The organism is Anoxybacillus flavithermus, from assembly GCF_002742685.1.
GTDB lineage: Bacteria > Bacillota > Bacilli > Bacillales > Anoxybacillaceae > Anoxybacillus > Anoxybacillus flavithermus_E.
The window spans coordinates 1-14,861 of sequence record NZ_PEDM01000010.1; the positions used below are offsets into that span (position 1 = coordinate 1).

General features: G+C 39.1%; 17 protein-coding genes and 1 riboswitch. Of the genes, 5 read left to right on the forward strand and 12 right to left on the reverse strand.

The window, feature by feature from the left end:
• Nucleotides 1-81 precede the first annotated feature (81 nt).
• Complete coding sequence (locus CS060_RS06425; RefSeq protein ID WP_035049038.1) at nucleotides 82-315, reverse strand: CotD family spore coat protein; 234 nt, start codon at nucleotides 313-315, stop codon at nucleotides 82-84.
• 373 nt (nucleotides 316-688) lie between these two features.
• Between CS060_RS06425 and CS060_RS06430 the strand changes: the two genes are divergently transcribed.
• From CS060_RS06430 to CS060_RS06445, 4 genes are read left to right on the forward strand one after another with little or no spacing between them, the layout of a single operon-like run.
• Complete coding sequence (locus CS060_RS06430) at nucleotides 689-2,056, forward strand: globin-coupled sensor protein (RefSeq protein ID WP_035049042.1); 1,368 nt, start codon at nucleotides 689-691, stop codon at nucleotides 2,054-2,056.
• 23 nt (nucleotides 2,057-2,079) lie between these two features.
• Nucleotides 2,080-2,409 (forward strand): hypothetical protein, encoded by a 330-nt coding sequence (locus CS060_RS06435; protein ID WP_035049036.1) that lies wholly within the window; start codon nucleotides 2,080-2,082, stop codon nucleotides 2,407-2,409.
• Nucleotides 2,387-2,779, forward strand: coding sequence for an ATP-binding protein (locus CS060_RS06440; protein ID WP_035049034.1), 393 nt, complete (start codon nucleotides 2,387-2,389; stop codon nucleotides 2,777-2,779). Before CS060_RS06435 ends, CS060_RS06440 begins: the two co-directional genes overlap by 23 nt.
• Entirely contained in the window at nucleotides 2,776-3,069 is a 294-nt protein-coding gene (locus CS060_RS06445) for an STAS domain-containing protein (protein ID WP_035049032.1), read from the forward strand. Before CS060_RS06440 ends, CS060_RS06445 begins: the two co-directional genes overlap by 4 nt.
• A gap of 27 nt (nucleotides 3,070-3,096) precedes the next feature.
• Here CS060_RS06445 and CS060_RS06450 read toward each other — a convergent pair whose 3' ends face one another.
• The 4 genes from CS060_RS06450 to thiM form a co-directional block, all read right to left on the reverse strand.
• Nucleotides 3,097-4,233, reverse strand: a complete 1,137-nt coding sequence (locus CS060_RS06450; protein WP_035049030.1) for a PP2C family protein-serine/threonine phosphatase — start codon at nucleotides 4,231-4,233, stop codon at nucleotides 3,097-3,099.
• A gap of 96 nt (nucleotides 4,234-4,329) precedes the next feature.
• Entirely contained in the window at nucleotides 4,330-5,091 is a 762-nt protein-coding gene (locus CS060_RS06455; RefSeq protein WP_035049028.1) for an enoyl-CoA hydratase, read from the reverse strand.
• 86 nt (nucleotides 5,092-5,177) lie between these two features.
• A complete protein-coding gene (thiE, locus tag CS060_RS06460; RefSeq protein ID WP_035049026.1) occupies nucleotides 5,178-5,834 on the reverse strand; it encodes a thiamine phosphate synthase in 657 nt (218 codons plus the stop codon).
• The gene (thiM, locus tag CS060_RS06465) at nucleotides 5,835-6,629 is read right to left on the reverse strand and encodes a hydroxyethylthiazole kinase (RefSeq protein ID WP_082180296.1); all 795 of its coding nucleotides are present in this window, start codon (nucleotides 6,627-6,629) and stop codon (nucleotides 5,835-5,837) included.
• A 55-nt stretch (nucleotides 6,630-6,684) separates the two neighbouring features.
• Nucleotides 6,685-6,800: riboswitch (TPP riboswitch) on the reverse strand.
• 163 nt (nucleotides 6,801-6,963) lie between these two features.
• Between thiM and hcp the strand changes: the two genes are divergently transcribed.
• Nucleotides 6,964-8,253, forward strand: a complete 1,290-nt coding sequence (gene hcp, locus CS060_RS06470; protein ID WP_035049022.1) for a hydroxylamine reductase — start codon at nucleotides 6,964-6,966, stop codon at nucleotides 8,251-8,253.
• A gap of 30 nt (nucleotides 8,254-8,283) precedes the next feature.
• On the opposite strand, the gene CS060_RS06475 is transcribed toward hcp, so the two are convergent.
• The 7 genes from CS060_RS06475 to CS060_RS06505 all read right to left on the reverse strand — a co-directional run bounded on the left by CS060_RS06475 (nucleotide 8,284) and on the right by CS060_RS06505 (nucleotide 14,775).
• Nucleotides 8,284-8,811, reverse strand: coding sequence for a thermonuclease family protein (locus tag CS060_RS06475; protein WP_035049020.1), 528 nt, complete (start codon nucleotides 8,809-8,811; stop codon nucleotides 8,284-8,286).
• Nucleotides 8,808-9,434, reverse strand: coding sequence for a histidine phosphatase family protein (locus CS060_RS06480; RefSeq protein WP_035049018.1), 627 nt, complete (start codon nucleotides 9,432-9,434; stop codon nucleotides 8,808-8,810). The genes CS060_RS06475 and CS060_RS06480 overlap by 4 nt, the downstream gene beginning before the upstream one ends.
• A gap of 52 nt (nucleotides 9,435-9,486) precedes the next feature.
• Nucleotides 9,487-10,188, reverse strand: coding sequence for an ABC transporter ATP-binding protein (locus tag CS060_RS06485; RefSeq protein WP_035049016.1), 702 nt, complete (start codon nucleotides 10,186-10,188; stop codon nucleotides 9,487-9,489).
• A 1-nt stretch (nucleotide 10,189) separates the two neighbouring features.
• Complete coding sequence (locus tag CS060_RS06490) at nucleotides 10,190-10,990, reverse strand: ABC transporter permease (RefSeq protein ID WP_099668794.1); 801 nt, start codon at nucleotides 10,988-10,990, stop codon at nucleotides 10,190-10,192.
• Nucleotides 10,987-11,433 (reverse strand): nitrous oxide reductase accessory protein NosL, encoded by a 447-nt coding sequence (locus CS060_RS06495; protein ID WP_035049014.1) that lies wholly within the window; start codon nucleotides 11,431-11,433, stop codon nucleotides 10,987-10,989. The genes CS060_RS06490 and CS060_RS06495 overlap by 4 nt, the downstream gene beginning before the upstream one ends.
• The gene (locus CS060_RS06500) at nucleotides 11,417-12,748 is read right to left on the reverse strand and encodes a right-handed parallel beta-helix repeat-containing protein (RefSeq protein WP_099668795.1); all 1,332 of its coding nucleotides are present in this window, start codon (nucleotides 12,746-12,748) and stop codon (nucleotides 11,417-11,419) included. Before CS060_RS06500 ends, CS060_RS06495 begins: the two co-directional genes overlap by 17 nt.
• Nucleotides 12,749-12,846: 98 nt before the next feature.
• On the reverse strand, nucleotides 12,847-14,775 hold the full coding sequence (locus tag CS060_RS06505; RefSeq protein ID WP_099668796.1) for a sensor domain-containing protein: 1,929 nt from the start codon (nucleotides 14,773-14,775) through the stop codon (nucleotides 12,847-12,849).
• Nucleotides 14,776-14,861: the final 86 nt, after the last annotated feature.

Consider the following 14,861-nt stretch of genomic DNA (forward strand, 5'->3'; position numbering starts at 1 on the left):
GCCTTCGCAGTTCGGGACTTTCACCCTATAGATTGCACCCATGCCGAGCACACCAAAAAACCGAAGGCGAATTGCCTTCGGTTAAAATGGCCGTGGAAACGGGCCAGGCCCTGGACAAACAACATGTTGATGTGATACATCATTCACAACAGATTGCGTATGCGGAAAATAATGTTGATGCTGGAACACATGATGATTCACATACGTCGTATGTGACGGATGAATGTGTGGCACAATCGTTGTTTGCATTTGATGTTGTGTACAACATTTTGTTGGATGAACGATTGGCGACATCATATTTGGACGACAACGCATATTTCATACCCCTTTCGCATTTAAAGTTTGTTACACTTCTAGCGTATGTGCAAAGGGGTATACATGTACTAATGGAAACACCTATTTTACATGAACGTATAAATGTTATGTTTCATATTCGCAAAAATGACAACTGTAGCTCCTATTAAAACAAAAAATAAATATAAAATTTTTTTACTCATCGCTTCTCTCTCCGCTGTTCTTATTGTTCACAAATAAACATTCTACTTTATTCTCTTTTATTCGACAAGTAGGGGAAACTTTGTCATTTTTTGCGCTTCCCTCGGAAATAACATAAAAAATTTCCTTCTTCTTTTTGCCGTACATGATATAATATTTTAGGGGATTTTTTATGAAAACTGGAGGGGAAACAATGTCAAAATGTCCATTTCACACTCTATTCAATGAACATGGGGCTATTCAGCTGTTCCGCAAAAAACATCAAAAAGAAAATGAAGATACGAATGTTCGTCCTTCTGCATCTTCACATGTTGCAACGTATTATCGACAACTCCTTTCAAGCGATCGTAAACAGCAAGTTTCTTTCGTTGGATTAACAGAGGAAGATTTGCAACAACTTGTTTCGATTCGTCCGCTCTTTGCTAAACATGTCGAGCGAATTGTCAACGCGTTTTACGATCAAGTTGGGCAAATGCCACATTTGAGACGCATTATTGATAATCATTCAACGATTGATCGCTTAAAACAAACGTTGCGCGCTTATTTAATGGATATGGTATCGGGGGAAATTGGTGAGCAATATATCATTCGTCGGAAAGTAATTGGCAATGTTCATAACCGAATCGGTTTATTTCCAGAATGGTATTTAGGCGCTTATACAATCATTCAAAATGAAGTGCTTCGCATATTGATGGAAGAGCTACCTCCAACAGAAGCAACAAACATTTACCGCTCATTTGCTAAACTTTGTTCATTCGATATGCAAATTGCGATTGAAACGTATATTGAGTCATATACATCGTCCATGATGAAGTTAAACGAAATTGCAGAACTACAACATCGGTTAACAGAATCATCTACAACGCTTGCTTCAAGCGCAGAAGAAACGACTGCTTCTATTTTTGAAGTACAAAAAAATGTGCAAAGTATGTTGAATGAAGTGACAAGTATTCAGCGTCAATCTGTTCAAATGAGCGAACGAGTTGAAAAAGGAAAAGAAGATGTAAAACAAACATTAACCAAACTAGATAGCGTGGCTACATTAATTGAAGGAACAAAGTCGCTTACGAACGAACTGACAGATAGCTCGCGAAAAATCGGAGAAATCGTCAATGCGATTCGCAACATTTCAAATCAAACAAATATTTTATCTTTAAATGCTAACATCGAGGCTGCACGTGCGGGTGAACACGGAAAAGGATTTGCAGTCGTCGCAAATGAAGTGCGAAAACTTGCAACGCAGACCGAACAATCGCTCGACTACATTCAAAATCACATTGATATTGTTCAACAAACGATCCGTAAATTTGAACAGGCGTTTCAACAAATTGTAGAGGAAACGCGAGCATTCCGACAAGCAAATGAAAGCATTATTCATATTTTTGATCAATCTGTTACTGATGTAAAGTCAACAAGTAGAAAAATTGATCAATTTACTTCACTCATTGAACAGTTTCATCAAATGTTTGATGAAATTTCATCTGCTGCCTCACAAATTGCTGAAATGGCCGAACAGTTAAACGATTTAAACCAAGAGTTAACAGAAAAGTTTAATTCGTAATAGTTAAACGGAGGAAGATGACGATGAAGCATCCACGGCTAAAATACGAGCAACGAACGTTTGCTCATATCGACGAAATGGCAGAAACGTTGCTTCACGAAGTAAACGAGCAACTCATTCGCATCGATATGGGGCTTCTCCCAAATGATGTACCGTCACGCAACTATGCGAAGTTTCGTCTCATGCATTTGCAACGTTCATTCGGAGAGAGCATCCCGCTCCCGTTTCGTTCAACATATAACTCTTTATGGAGTCAATTATATCGTCTCGAGCATCAAGGTGATTATAAACATCCTTATATAAAACAACTTTTGATTCAGTTAAAAAACAATGATTCAAACTCAGCTAAATGAAACAAATTATAGCACAGTGATTTCAGCGATGCTCGAGCAAATAAACGATTGTATTCAACTAGACGAAATACAAAAATACACCATTCAATTAATATTGTGGGAGCTCGTCTCAAATGTCATCCGACACTCTACAAAAAAATATGCTACTGTGCACATCAGCTGGTCAGATGAAGAGATCGTCATCGAAGTCATGGATGAAGGAGACGGCTTTCAATGGGAGGAAAAACTCAACGCTCCTCCTCCTGATTTCACTTATCAAGGAGGACGGGGACTTTTCCTCGTTCAACAACTTGCTTCACATTTTTCATTTGACGAAAAAGGAAAACATGCCATTGTCGTTGTCGCACGAAATAAAGGGGGAGAAATATGATCGACATTGTTACATATGATGATAAAATCGTTGTCTCTTTTCAGCAAGATATTAACTTTGAAACATCACGTGTCATGGAAGAAACGATTCAATCACAGCCGTGGGAAACATCTCATTTGCAAATCGATTTATCTGCTGTTCGATTTATTGATAGCTCAGGCGTTCGTTTGCTGATTAGCTGGTTGTATCCACTGAAAGATCGAATGCGTATTGAAATGACATGTGTTTCAGCACCTATTAAACATATATTATCGATCTGTCAATTGGATCAATTTGTAGACATTAAATAAAGGGGCCGAAATAGAGCCCCTTTTTTGCTATTTTACATGAATAGAGACGAATGTAATATCATCATTCCCTTTGCCATCTTGCGTTTTTTCATTTATGTTCTTTACCATCTCATCAAACGTATGAGCCGTTTGCATCACGCCGGCAAGTTGTTTTGCGCATTCTTCACCTAACACTTCCATTAATCCGTCTGTGTAAATCATAAGATATGCATCATGCTGAAAAGAAATTGTGCCTTTTTTATACGGAGCATTTGATACAATGCCAATTGGAATGCCCCCTTCTTTAAGAAGCATTGTTTTTTGATTAGTCATCAATATAGCTGGAGGATGACCTGCGTTTACATACTCCATGACTTTCTTTTTTACATCAATTGTTCCATAAAAAGCAGTAAAGTAATATTTCGTTTCCTTTCCAAACAATTGAAAAGCATGTCGATTTAATTCATGCACAACGAGAAGAGGTTCTGTTACTTTCGTCATTAACCCATGTAATAACGAACGAATCGACATAGCGACAAGCGCAGATGCGACGCCATGCCCCATGACATCAATTACAATAAAAGCATACATATGCGGACGAACTTGTTGCCAAAAATACAAATCGCCAGACAGTTGTGAAGAAGGAATATACGTCCCGACTAAATGAATATGCTCATTATTCATCGGCTCAGGAAGCAAACCTTCTTGAACGAGTCGAGCTAAGTGTAAGTCTTCATTCATCTTTTTTTGCATCGTCCACATATGCCGATAACTTTCTATATATGCTTCATTCGTTCGTTTCAGTTGATCCATCGTCTTCTTTTGGCGATACGCCAATTGAACACGCGAAACGAGTTCGACCATTGTAAACGGCTTGCGAATGTAATCAAACGCTCCTGCCGCAAACGCTTCCTCTAATTTTTGTTCATCATCGTAACCTGTAACCATTAGTACAGGGATATGGCGCAGCTGCTCATGTTGCTTAAATCGGCGACACCATTCAATACCGTCTGTTTTCGGCATACAAATGTCCATTAAAATGACATCGACATGTTGAGATAAAATGTATGCGTACGCCTCATCCGCATCTTCAAACGGATGAATGGAGATTCCCTCGATATGTTCAAGCATCGCCTCCATCATTTCTAATGTCGGCATGTAATCGTCAATCATCACTACTTTCATCTTCAGCCGCCCTTTTCGTTATATTGTTCTATATTTCATTTATACACGTTGCAAACCCGAAAAAGATAGCTTAAAGATGAAAGTTTTTCAAATTTTTTATTTTCCGCTAAAATGTGGACGACGCTTCTCTAAAAAGGCGCGAATACCTTCTTCGTGGTCTTTTGTTTTACGCATTTCCGCTTGATACGCTGTCTCCATTTGAAACGTGTTCAACAACTGTTGTTCGCTTAAATGAGCATATAACTGCTTCGTTGCAATCATCGCACGAATTGGTTTTGCTAGCCACTCAGCCACTTTGCGTTGAACGGCTTGTTCATCGCCGATTTCATCAATAAGCCCCACTTCATATGCCTCTTGCGCACTCATTACTTTTCCTTCCCATATCACTTGTTTTGATTTTACTTCTCCAATTTTCCGTTTTAAAAAGAAATGGCCTCCACCATCTGGAATTAAGCCAATGCCGATAAAATTCATTGCAACACGTGCTTGTTCATTTGCAATAACATGATCGCAAGCGAGCGCTAAGCTAAGCCCTAATCCTGCAGCAGCGCCATGCACGTAACTGATCGTTAGTTTCGGCAAATGATGTAGTATGAGGGCAATTTGTTTAATCGTTTCCATTACTTCTATGAATGAATGTTCATTCGCTGATTGCAACATTGTTTTAATGTCGCCTCCTGCACAAAACCCATTCCCACGACCGCGGATAATGACAATATGTGCCTCACTTTTTTCAACTTCCTTTAACGCCTGTAGCAACTCTGTTAACATTTGTTCGTGTAAAGCATTCAATGCATCTGGGCGATTCAACTCGATTGTTGCGACTCGATCTTCATATGACAATACGATATGTTCCATCTTTCCCATCTCCCTCTTTCATATGTTCGCTGTTTTTTTCGACATATGTGAGTAAAATCCTGCACAAAAAATAGAAAAAGACGACATTACCTGTCGCCTTTTTGTTTTGTACGCATGACAATCTCATACAGTCGTTTTGTTTGTTCACAAATATGCTTAGCACGGCAAATGGCAGAAATGACAGCAATTCCGTCTGCCCCTGCTTCGATGACTTGTTTAGATGTTTGTTCTGTAATCCCGCCAATCGCAACGAGTGGAACATGTTTTTCATGCGCACGAATATGTTCAATCATCGTCAGTCCACATGCTTGCTTTGCATCATCTTTTGAAACAGTTGGGAAAATCGGACCTAACCCAACATAATCGGCGCGAACCGCAATCGCCTTTTTTACTTCATTCAAGTTGTGAACAGATACCCCTAAATATTTATGATCGCCTATGCGATCACGAACGCGTTCAGCCGCTTCGTCCTCTTGTCCGACATGAACCCCATCTGCCTGTAAGGCAAGCGCTAAATCAACATCATCATTTACAATAAAAGGAATGTTGTGAGCCAGACACCGCTCAAGCAATTTCTCAGCTAAACGATATTTTTCAATTCCCGTAAGCGCCCCCTTTCCTTTTTCGCGAAACTGAAACATGGTAATGCCGCCTTCAATCGCTTCATCTAACACAGCAAGTGGATCTTTCGTACAATCGACACTTCCCATAACAAAATACAACGATAACTTCTGTTTCATCATTTATTCTCCTCGAATATGTGCGTATTCATCTACTTCTTCTTCACTCGTTTCGTATAAAGCATTTAAAAAAGCAAGTTGAAAAGACCCAGGTGCTTGAGCTTGTTTGGCTGCTTTTTCAGCCGCTACACCGTAATAAGCGAGCGCAGCAACAGATGACATCATCACATTTTCCGCTACACTAGCAAATGCGCCTAACACCGAACTTAACAAACAACCTGTCCCGGTTACTTTCGTTAACATCGCATCACCATTTGAGACGATTACAATACGTTCTCCATCTGTCACCACATCATCTTTCCCAGTCACAACAACTGTACAACGAAACATACGCGCTGCTTTTTTCGCTACATGTTCGAGATCGCCTTGAACATCTCCTGCATCTACCCCTTTTGTACTCACTTGTTCTCCAACAATACTTGCGATTTCGGATGCATTTCCACGTAAAATGGTAACGTTGACTTCGCGTAATATACGTTGGGCTGTTTCGGTGCGGTACGCTGTCGCACCAGCTCCAACAGGATCAAAAATGACAGGAATGTTTGCCTCATTTGCCGCTTTTCCAGCAATTAACATCGCCTCTACGTCTGTTTCGTTTAATGTGCCAATGTTTAACACTAAAGCACGAGCTAACCGAACCATATCCGCTACTTCTTCTTTGGCATACGCCATAACAGGAGATGCGCCTACAGCAAGCAAACCATTCGCAACAAAATTGGTCACCACGACATTCGTCATATTATGTACGAGCGGTGACTCCTTCCTAACACGTGTTAACCATTGTCCTACATTCATCATTCATTCCCCCTTAAAAAATAAAAACTAGTCGGACAGAATCGACTAGTTTGCATATCGAAAACATAGCCTACTTCCCTCCGCTGGTACAAACCAGATCAGGTTCAAAGGGTTGGAAAACTGATTGCGCGTTTTCCTCTCAGCCATCGCCATCCGGCACCCCTAGTAGTTTGATTGATTCAATTTTCTTTCATTTTAATACATTCTTTCTCTTGATTCAATATGGATTATTGTCAAATTTCGTTCATATTTTTGTATGAAAGTGTGATATGTATCACTTACGACGTACGCATTTTCCCCTATTGTTAAAGTGTCAATAAGAAAAGGAGGGGTTATAATGTTTTGTCATCAATGTGAACAAACACCAACAGGGGGATGTACTGTTGTCGGAGTTTGTGGGAAAGATGAAACAATTGCAAGTTTGCAAGATACGATCGTATTTGCATTAAAAGGAATTGCAGCATATCGCACGCACGCACACCAACTTGGATATACCGATCCGTTCGTTGATACAACGACACATGAAGCGTTATATATGACGTTAACAAACTCTAACTTTAACGTACAAGAACATATAGACATGGCGATGAAAGTCGGAAGAGCCGCCATTCGTGTAATGGAGCTACTCGACCGAGCACATACAGAACGACTCGGCATTCCTCAACCTGTTCGTGTAACGCAAAATAAAATTGAAGGAAAATGTATTCTCGTTACAGGACATAACTTATTTGCCCTTGAACAACTATTAAAACAAACAGAAGGAAAAGGAATTAACATTTACACACATTCCGAAATGCTCCCAGCACATGGTTATCCGCAATTAAAAAAATATAAACATCTGAAAGGAAATGTCGGAAAAGCATGGTACGATCAACGTCGCTTATTTGAAAAATTCCCTGGCGCCATTTTAGCGACAACCAACTGTGTTATGCCAATAAAAGGTTCATATGCTGATCGCATGTTTTCATACGATGTAGCCGGTTTAGAACATGTGCAAAAAATCGAAAATGATGATTTCACGCCGTTAATTGAGAAAGCTCTACAACTCCCAGAAGCAAACATTGAATCGGATGAAACGTTAGTGACTGGGTTCCATCACGAAACCGTTATTCAAATTGCACCGGAAATTATTCAAGCTGTAAAAGAAGGAAAAATTGAACGCTTTTTCGTTATCGCAGGTTGCGACGCTCCTGGAAAAGGCGGTGAATATTATCGAACGTTAGCTACATCGTTACCGAAAAACACCGTCATTTTAACGACATCCTGTGGGAAATTCCGCTTTAACGATGTCGACTACGGGGTTGTTCCTGGCACGAACATTCCACGATATATTGATTTAGGACAATGCAACAACTCGATTTCGACTGTCAAAATTGCAATGGCTCTTGCAGAAGCATTCGGCTGTGAGGTCAATGAGTTACCGGTCAGCATCGTTCTTTCATGGTTTGAACAAAAAGCAGTTGCGATATTACTCGGATTGTTTAGTTTAGGCATTCAAGACATTCGAATTGGACCGAAAGCACCGCACTTTATTTCTGAAGGTGTGTTACGCGTCCTACAAGATATGTTCGGTCTCAAACTTATCGGCGATGTAAAAGAAGATATGCAAGCGATGCTCGCACATTAAAAGGGCTGTTTCATCCAGCCCTTTTCACATTTACGAAGCTTTATTTAACCATACACTCATATTAAATCCTTCTTCTGTCACGTATCCATCGACACTCCATATTCGTTTTTTTGCTTTTTTCGCTTTTTCCTGTACTTTATACAATCTTTTTGCATATTTTGTGTCCGGTTCAAATACGTAAGCAACACGCGCAAACCCTTCTTGCACGATTTTTTCTTGGTATAAAGTTCCATCCTCTAACCATATGTACGCAAGCAATCGACCATAACGATCGTACGGTTGTTCTTTTGCGCTTAGTTCAACTGTCACTTTTTTGTGAAGCAAAACGTCTTTAGCGAATTGTTTTGCTTCTTCACCATACACCTGTTTTTCGCGATACGTTTCCGGTGTATCGATATTTAGTAGACGAACCGTTACGATTTCGCCATCTTTTTTTATTTTTACTGTATCCCCATCAACAACATATTCTACTGTCGTAACAAATGTTTTCTCTTTATTTTGCGATGTACAACCGACAATAAAGACAATTGCCGTAAAAAACATAATCCATTTTCTCATAAATGTGTCAGCTCACTTTCAAGATGTGAAATGTCTGATTCACATTCCATATTCCACTTTTCCCCGTCAAACGATACGATCGTCACACTCGTACCGTATACACGGCTATTTTTCCACAATTCCGCAAGTGTTTGTTGTTTCCAATATACAAGAAGCGTGCGAATCACCATGCCATGTGTAACGATAAGAATATGACCTTCTGAATGATTTTCAGCTATATGTTGGATCGTAGCAATAGCTCGACGTTGAACATCAAGAAACGTCTCGCCAATAATCGGCTTGTATGCATCTGGATCATGATAAAAATGATAATGATTTTGCTCGTCGGATTGCGCAATTTCTGCAATCGTTTTCCCTTCCCAATCACCTAAGTGAATTTCACGTAGCCGTTCATCAAAATATATTGGCACATGACGTTGCCCTAGCACAATTTGCGCCGTTTCTTTTGTACGATCACTTGGACTACAATACACCGCAGTAAACGGAACTGTACGCAACCGCTCATGTAAAAGTACAGCGTGTTTTTTTCCCTTTTCAGTTAAAGGCGAGTCTTTCCATCCTTGCATTCGTTGTTGCACATTCCACTCTGTTTCAGCATGACGAATGACGTATAACTTTAACATCTTTCAATCCCTCCTCCAAATGAAAAAAGCAAGCTATATTCGCTTACCTTTTTCAGTATGACATATGTTGTGAAATTTGTGCAAAAAATATAGACTCTAACGATTTTCCATCTTGACAAAGCGCGGAAACCGAATCGTATATAAGCATTTGTCCTTGATGAATAAATGCGACAGTATCTGCAATTTCTTCAACCATTGAGAGCATATGTGTCGAAAAAATAATAGCTTTTCCCTTTTCTTTTTCAGAACGAATAAGTTGTTTAAATTCCCATACCCAATACGGATCTAAACCGTTTGTTGGCTCATCTAGAATAAGCAATGGAGCGTCTGCTAAAAGCGCTTGCGCAAACGCGAGTCGCTGTTGCATTCCTTTTGAATATGTCTTTACTTGTTTATGTCGATCATTTGTTAATCCGACAACCTCCAAACATTGTTTCACTCGCTCGTCTGTTGCCCCTTGCCACCGTCCAAATAGAGATAACACTTCATAACCTGTAAACAGAGGAGGAAATTGCAAATGATCTGGCATAAACGAAAACCATTGCTTGTCGTTGCTTTGAATCGGTTGTCCGTTTACATATATGTCTCCTTTCGTTGGGGGGAGCTGCCCGATTAACATTTTAATGATCGTGCTTTTTCCAGCACCGTTACCGCCGCATAACGCTAAACATTGTCCTTCTTGAACAGAAAAAGAAATGTTTTCTACTTTATTTTGTTCGTTATATATTTTCGTCAATTGTCTCACTTCAAGCATGTTATTTCCCTCGTTTCAACCACATGTTCACTAAAAATAACGGCACAATCACCCATACACATGCGATCATAATAAATGTAAACTGTCCATTTACGCTTTCTGCCCATTTTGACCATTCGTATAATTGCGGTCCAAATAGTGCGCTACTTTTCAAAGCCGCTACAGTCCAAACACGCACGAGTTCAACCGGATTCAATATGATAGATAAAACAAATAAAAAAATGGTCCATTGCTTTGGAACAATTGATAACAAAAATAATACGATAAATTCATAAAATAAAACGAAAAACGCCCAAATAAATAAACTGACACCGAGAGCTTGTAGACGATTAGAGGAAACAAGTCCAACGAATAAAGCAATCGCCAAAAAAATACTTGTTAATACAATGGTTAATACAAACGAAAGGAAAAGAAACGTCGACCATGTTCCTCCTGTTACAAAAAGAGCGACACTCGCACTTCCATATCCGAGTGCAACTACTGTCCATAATGATATACAGCTTCCCACATATAAACCAAACGTTAAAGAACGAGTAGAGATCGGATATGTTAATATAAGTGATAATCGACCGTCCTCCTTTTCACCCGCAATAAATAAACTACCTGCTAATAAAGCAACGAGTGGAACAAGCAAAAGCGACAAATTTAACAAAGCCGCTGTCGAACGTGTAAATACTCCTGCTGCCTCGTGTCCGCTACTTGCGATCACAGTTGATGATAGGACGGCAAACAAAACGGCAAAAGTGATAAGCCATTTGCTACGAATCATCATCATCCATTGATACTTTATCGCTGTATTCATTGCTCAAATCCCCATCGATGTTTTTTTAGTTGCTCGTACGTCCATAACTCCCCTTTTCCTTCTTGTTCCATGTACATTTTGGCATGTTTTTCGTTTGCAAATGAAACGACTCCATAACTCATCGGCGTCCAATAATTTGGATTGTATACATAAACAGCGTGCTCAAGCTCAATCCATTCTCCGTTTGTTACATCGCGAACGTATTTCTTTGCAATGTCCTCATTGTTTTCATTCATCCACTCGATCATGCACCCAATATCATCAAACTTATGCACCGTTCCATCTTTTAAAATTATTTCTGTAGCATATGGCTCTGCTGTTATACTCATATTACAAACTACACATACATCAATATCTGGATTAATTTCTTCAGGCTCATACGTTTTCGCTCCACTACATGCGACGAGAAAACATGCAAAGAAAAGGTTAGCGATTTTTTTCATATGTCATTCTCCTTCCATATCCGATCATAAGCAAACTGCTTACAAATAAAATGCTTCCAAACAGCAACAGTTTCCAAGATCTTTCGGTTGTTTTGTTTTTATTGTGATCAACTTCCATAAGTGGAAAGCGGTCTTCCCCTTGCGCCTGTGCTTGCGTAAAAAATGACTCCGTTGTATCAAGAAGTGATAACGCCGGACTTTGAAAATAAAATTGCACACTTGGCCATTTCCGCAACAGTCGACTATACATAGAACGAATGCGATGTGGGGTATCACCGATTCCATCATCGTTGAAATCATAAAACCGATAATTGTCCCAATAATTCCCTTTTCGTCCATCATCAAATGCAATGGGTGCTCCTTGGATAAGCGCGTCTTCCATATTTCCTAAAAATTTATTTTTGACAAAAATTATACCGGGGTTTTCATATAAACTGTGCAATGCACGATAGTTACCGATAAATTCATTGTCTTTTATATGACAATGACGTGCATTTTGTAACGATAAAGCGGTGCTATTATAAAGAAATGTATTGTTGTGCATCACTACATGTTCGCTATCGTAAATGAGTGCCCCATATCCACGATAGTCTAATTGTTTAGCAATCGTATTATGTCCAATCGTAAACTGCTTGGACATCATCATCATCATTCCATTAATATTTTCTGTGAGCATATTTTCTTTTGCCATCCCGTCTTCAGCATACATGAAATGAATGGCATAGCGAGCATTCGTTACTTCGTTTTTTTCGATCATTGTATGTTTAGCCCAATCTAAATAAATGCCATCTTGCACACGTGAAATATGATTTTCGCGTACAACAACCCCGTTTGTCTTCAATAGGTGAATACCGTTTCCTCGTTGAGCGAAATGAATATCTCGTCCACGAATAACATTGTTTAAAAGATTGATATTTGTCCCTTTTTCTACATAAACACCGTAATGCACATGTTCTATACGTACGTGTTTTAACGTAACATGTGAACTTTTTTGAATGAGCACGCCAGCTCCTTTTCCATGTGCGCTGTTGCGCACTGTTAATCCTTCGATATGAACGCGAGGAGCACGAATGGTAACAACATATTCGCATCCTTCCCCATCAACTACCGCTCCGTGTTCAGCAACAAGATGAATTGGCTTATGAATGATAATCGGACCTTTGTATATTCCTTTTTTCACGATTAACACGTCGCCAGCATGCGCTTCATCAATAGCTTGTTGTAGCTGTTTATGTACTTCGATCTTTTCTCCATATACCGTTTTTGCAAATAAAAGTGTAACGATCGATGTGAGCAAAAAAAATAAGTTACGCATGTTCACTCCGTCCTCGCGTTTATCATTTATACGTCCACATTAATGTAAATTTGTGAAGAAAAAAGAAAATATATGTGAACAAAATGTGAAAAGAGACGCTAATGAAGCGCCTCTTTCGATTGATTATGTTGTTCGAGCCATTGCAACAACTTTTCTGCTTCTAACGACTGACTAAAGTAAAAACCTTGTGCAAAATCACAATCCATTTTTTGTAATAAAGATACTTGTTCGTCACGTTCTACCCCTTCGGCAAGCACTTGTAAATCTAAACTTTTTGCTAAGTGGATAATGGTATCGACGATCGTTGCATCTTTCGAATTATCTGTAATGTCACGGATAAACGAGCGGTCGATTTTCAATAGTGAAACAGGCAAATTGCGAATATAGGCAAGCGACGAAAAGCCGGTACCAAAATCGTCAATCGCAACTTGAATGCCGACTTGTTGTAACTCTGTTAAAATATGTTTTCCTGTTTCGATATTTTCCATTAGTCCACTTTCTGTTATTTCTAAAATTAAATAGTGAGGTGGAAACTGTGTTTCTTGTAAAATACTTTTCACATGCGTCACAAATTCTTTGCGATTTAGTAAAAATGGTGATAAATTTACTGCGAGCTTTAATGTCGGAAAATGATTTTGCCATTGTTTTACTTGTCGACACGCTTCTTTTAACACCCATGTTGTAATTTCAAAAATGAATCCGTTTTTCTCAGCAATTGGAATAAACTCTAATGGTGAGATCGCTCCAAGCGTCGGATGTGTCCAACGCATGAGCGCCTCAACCCCCATGATTGCCTTATTATCTAACGACACTTTCGGTTGGTAGCATAAATAAAATTGGTTGTTTAACAACGCTAGGGGCAATTCTTGTTCAATCATCGTTTTTCGATTTTGCTGTGGATGATAAAAATGATACCCTTTTCCTCGTTCCTTCGCATAGCAAAGCGCTTGGTCAGCTTGTTTCAACAACGTGTCTAAATTCGTACCGTCTTGCGGAAAGAACGTCACTCCAACAGAAAGGCTTGATTGGATGACGTGCTTTTTATATCGAAATGGCTCTACGAACGATTGAAGCAAATGCTCCATGCGCGCAACAATCGTCTCTTTGTTCACTTCATGTAACACGATGACAAACTCATCACCACCGATGCGAGCAAAAAAGTCTTCTCGTTGCAAATGTTGCTGAATGCGACGAACAGCTTCTTGCAAAAAGAAATCCCCTGCTTGATACGAAAAACGATCATTAATCCATTTAATTTTGTCAAAATCAATGTAACATAAGGCAAATGGTTGCTGTTGTTGAATCATATGTTGCACATACGTTTCAAAATAAAAACGATTAGGAATATTCGTTAACGAATCGAAATTCTTTAGTTTTACAAGTGCTTCCTCGCAGCATTTCCATTTCGTAATATCTTTTGCCACAACAATCACGTGTTCAATTTCATTTCTTTCATTTAGTAATGGCTGGGCATGCATATAAATCCATATAAAGTGCCCGTCACGTGTTCGCCAACGACATTCAACAGTTGTTTCCTTTTCTTTCGTCGCATAAATCGTATGTAACTTTTCCATCAACATGGGGATGTCATCATGATGAACAAAAGAAAATAGCTCGTGATTGCAAACTTCTTCTGCACATTTCAACACATGTCGGGCGCTTGGCGAAACGTATGTAATTTCGCCCTCTGATGATAAAATAAATGTAAATTCGGACGCCATTGAAGAAAGAGAAGCGGTGAGACGCATATCAATAAACGGTTCATGCTGGTATGTTACAACAATGGCTTGTAGCGCACCCTCTTTGTTACATAAAGCAGTTGCTTGTACATATACATTTTTTTGTTCATTTCCTTCTTTCAACATGTCATACGAAACGATGCGACCATGTTTTGCATCATCAATAAACTTTTTTAACAGTTCGCGATTCACATCAAGATGATAAAAATGGCGGAAAAAATGTTCATCCGCTCCTAAAATTTTCCCATTCGGAGCCATAACAGCGATTGCTTGCATCATTTTATTCATCCTCTTTGTTGTTAAAGTTCTATCTTCATTTTCACTAAAAACGGTGAAAAAATCAACAACGTTTCTAATATTTCTGAATAATATCC

Coding starts and splice junctions, on each gene's coding strand:
- CS060_RS06425 (WP_035049038.1), bottom strand. CDS start 315: ATGCGTTGTCGTCCAAATATGATGTCGCCAATCGTTCATCCAACAAAA.
- CS060_RS06430 (WP_035049042.1), top strand. CDS start 689: ATGTCAAAATGTCCATTTCACACTCTATTCAATGAACATGGGGCTATT.
- CS060_RS06435 (WP_035049036.1), top strand. CDS start 2,080: ATGAAGCATCCACGGCTAAAATACGAGCAACGAACGTTTGCTCATATC.
- CS060_RS06440 (WP_035049034.1), top strand. CDS start 2,387: ATGATTCAAACTCAGCTAAATGAAACAAATTATAGCACAGTGATTTCA.
- CS060_RS06445 (WP_035049032.1), top strand. CDS start 2,776: ATGATCGACATTGTTACATATGATGATAAAATCGTTGTCTCTTTTCAG.
- CS060_RS06450 (WP_035049030.1), bottom strand. CDS start 4,233: ATGAAAGTAGTGATGATTGACGATTACATGCCGACATTAGAAATGATG.
- CS060_RS06455 (WP_035049028.1), bottom strand. CDS start 5,091: ATGGAACATATCGTATTGTCATATGAAGATCGAGTCGCAACAATCGAG.
- thiE (WP_035049026.1), bottom strand. CDS start 5,834: ATGATGAAACAGAAGTTATCGTTGTATTTTGTTATGGGAAGTGTCGAT.
- thiM (WP_082180296.1), bottom strand. CDS start 6,629: ATGATGAATGTAGGACAATGGTTAACACGTGTTAGGAAGGAGTCACCG.
- hcp (WP_035049022.1), top strand. CDS start 6,964: ATGTTTTGTCATCAATGTGAACAAACACCAACAGGGGGATGTACTGTT.
- CS060_RS06475 (WP_035049020.1), bottom strand. CDS start 8,811: ATGAGAAAATGGATTATGTTTTTTACGGCAATTGTCTTTATTGTCGGT.
- CS060_RS06480 (WP_035049018.1), bottom strand. CDS start 9,434: ATGTTAAAGTTATACGTCATTCGTCATGCTGAAACAGAGTGGAATGTG.
- CS060_RS06485 (WP_035049016.1), bottom strand. CDS start 10,188: ATGCTTGAAGTGAGACAATTGACGAAAATATATAACGAACAAAATAAA.
- CS060_RS06490 (WP_099668794.1), bottom strand. CDS start 10,990: ATGAATACAGCGATAAAGTATCAATGGATGATGATGATTCGTAGCAAA.
- CS060_RS06495 (WP_035049014.1), bottom strand. CDS start 11,433: ATGAAAAAAATCGCTAACCTTTTCTTTGCATGTTTTCTCGTCGCATGT.
- CS060_RS06500 (WP_099668795.1), bottom strand. CDS start 12,748: ATGCGTAACTTATTTTTTTTGCTCACATCGATCGTTACACTTTTATTT.
- CS060_RS06505 (WP_099668796.1), bottom strand. CDS start 14,775: ATGAATAAAATGATGCAAGCAATCGCTGTTATGGCTCCGAATGGGAAA.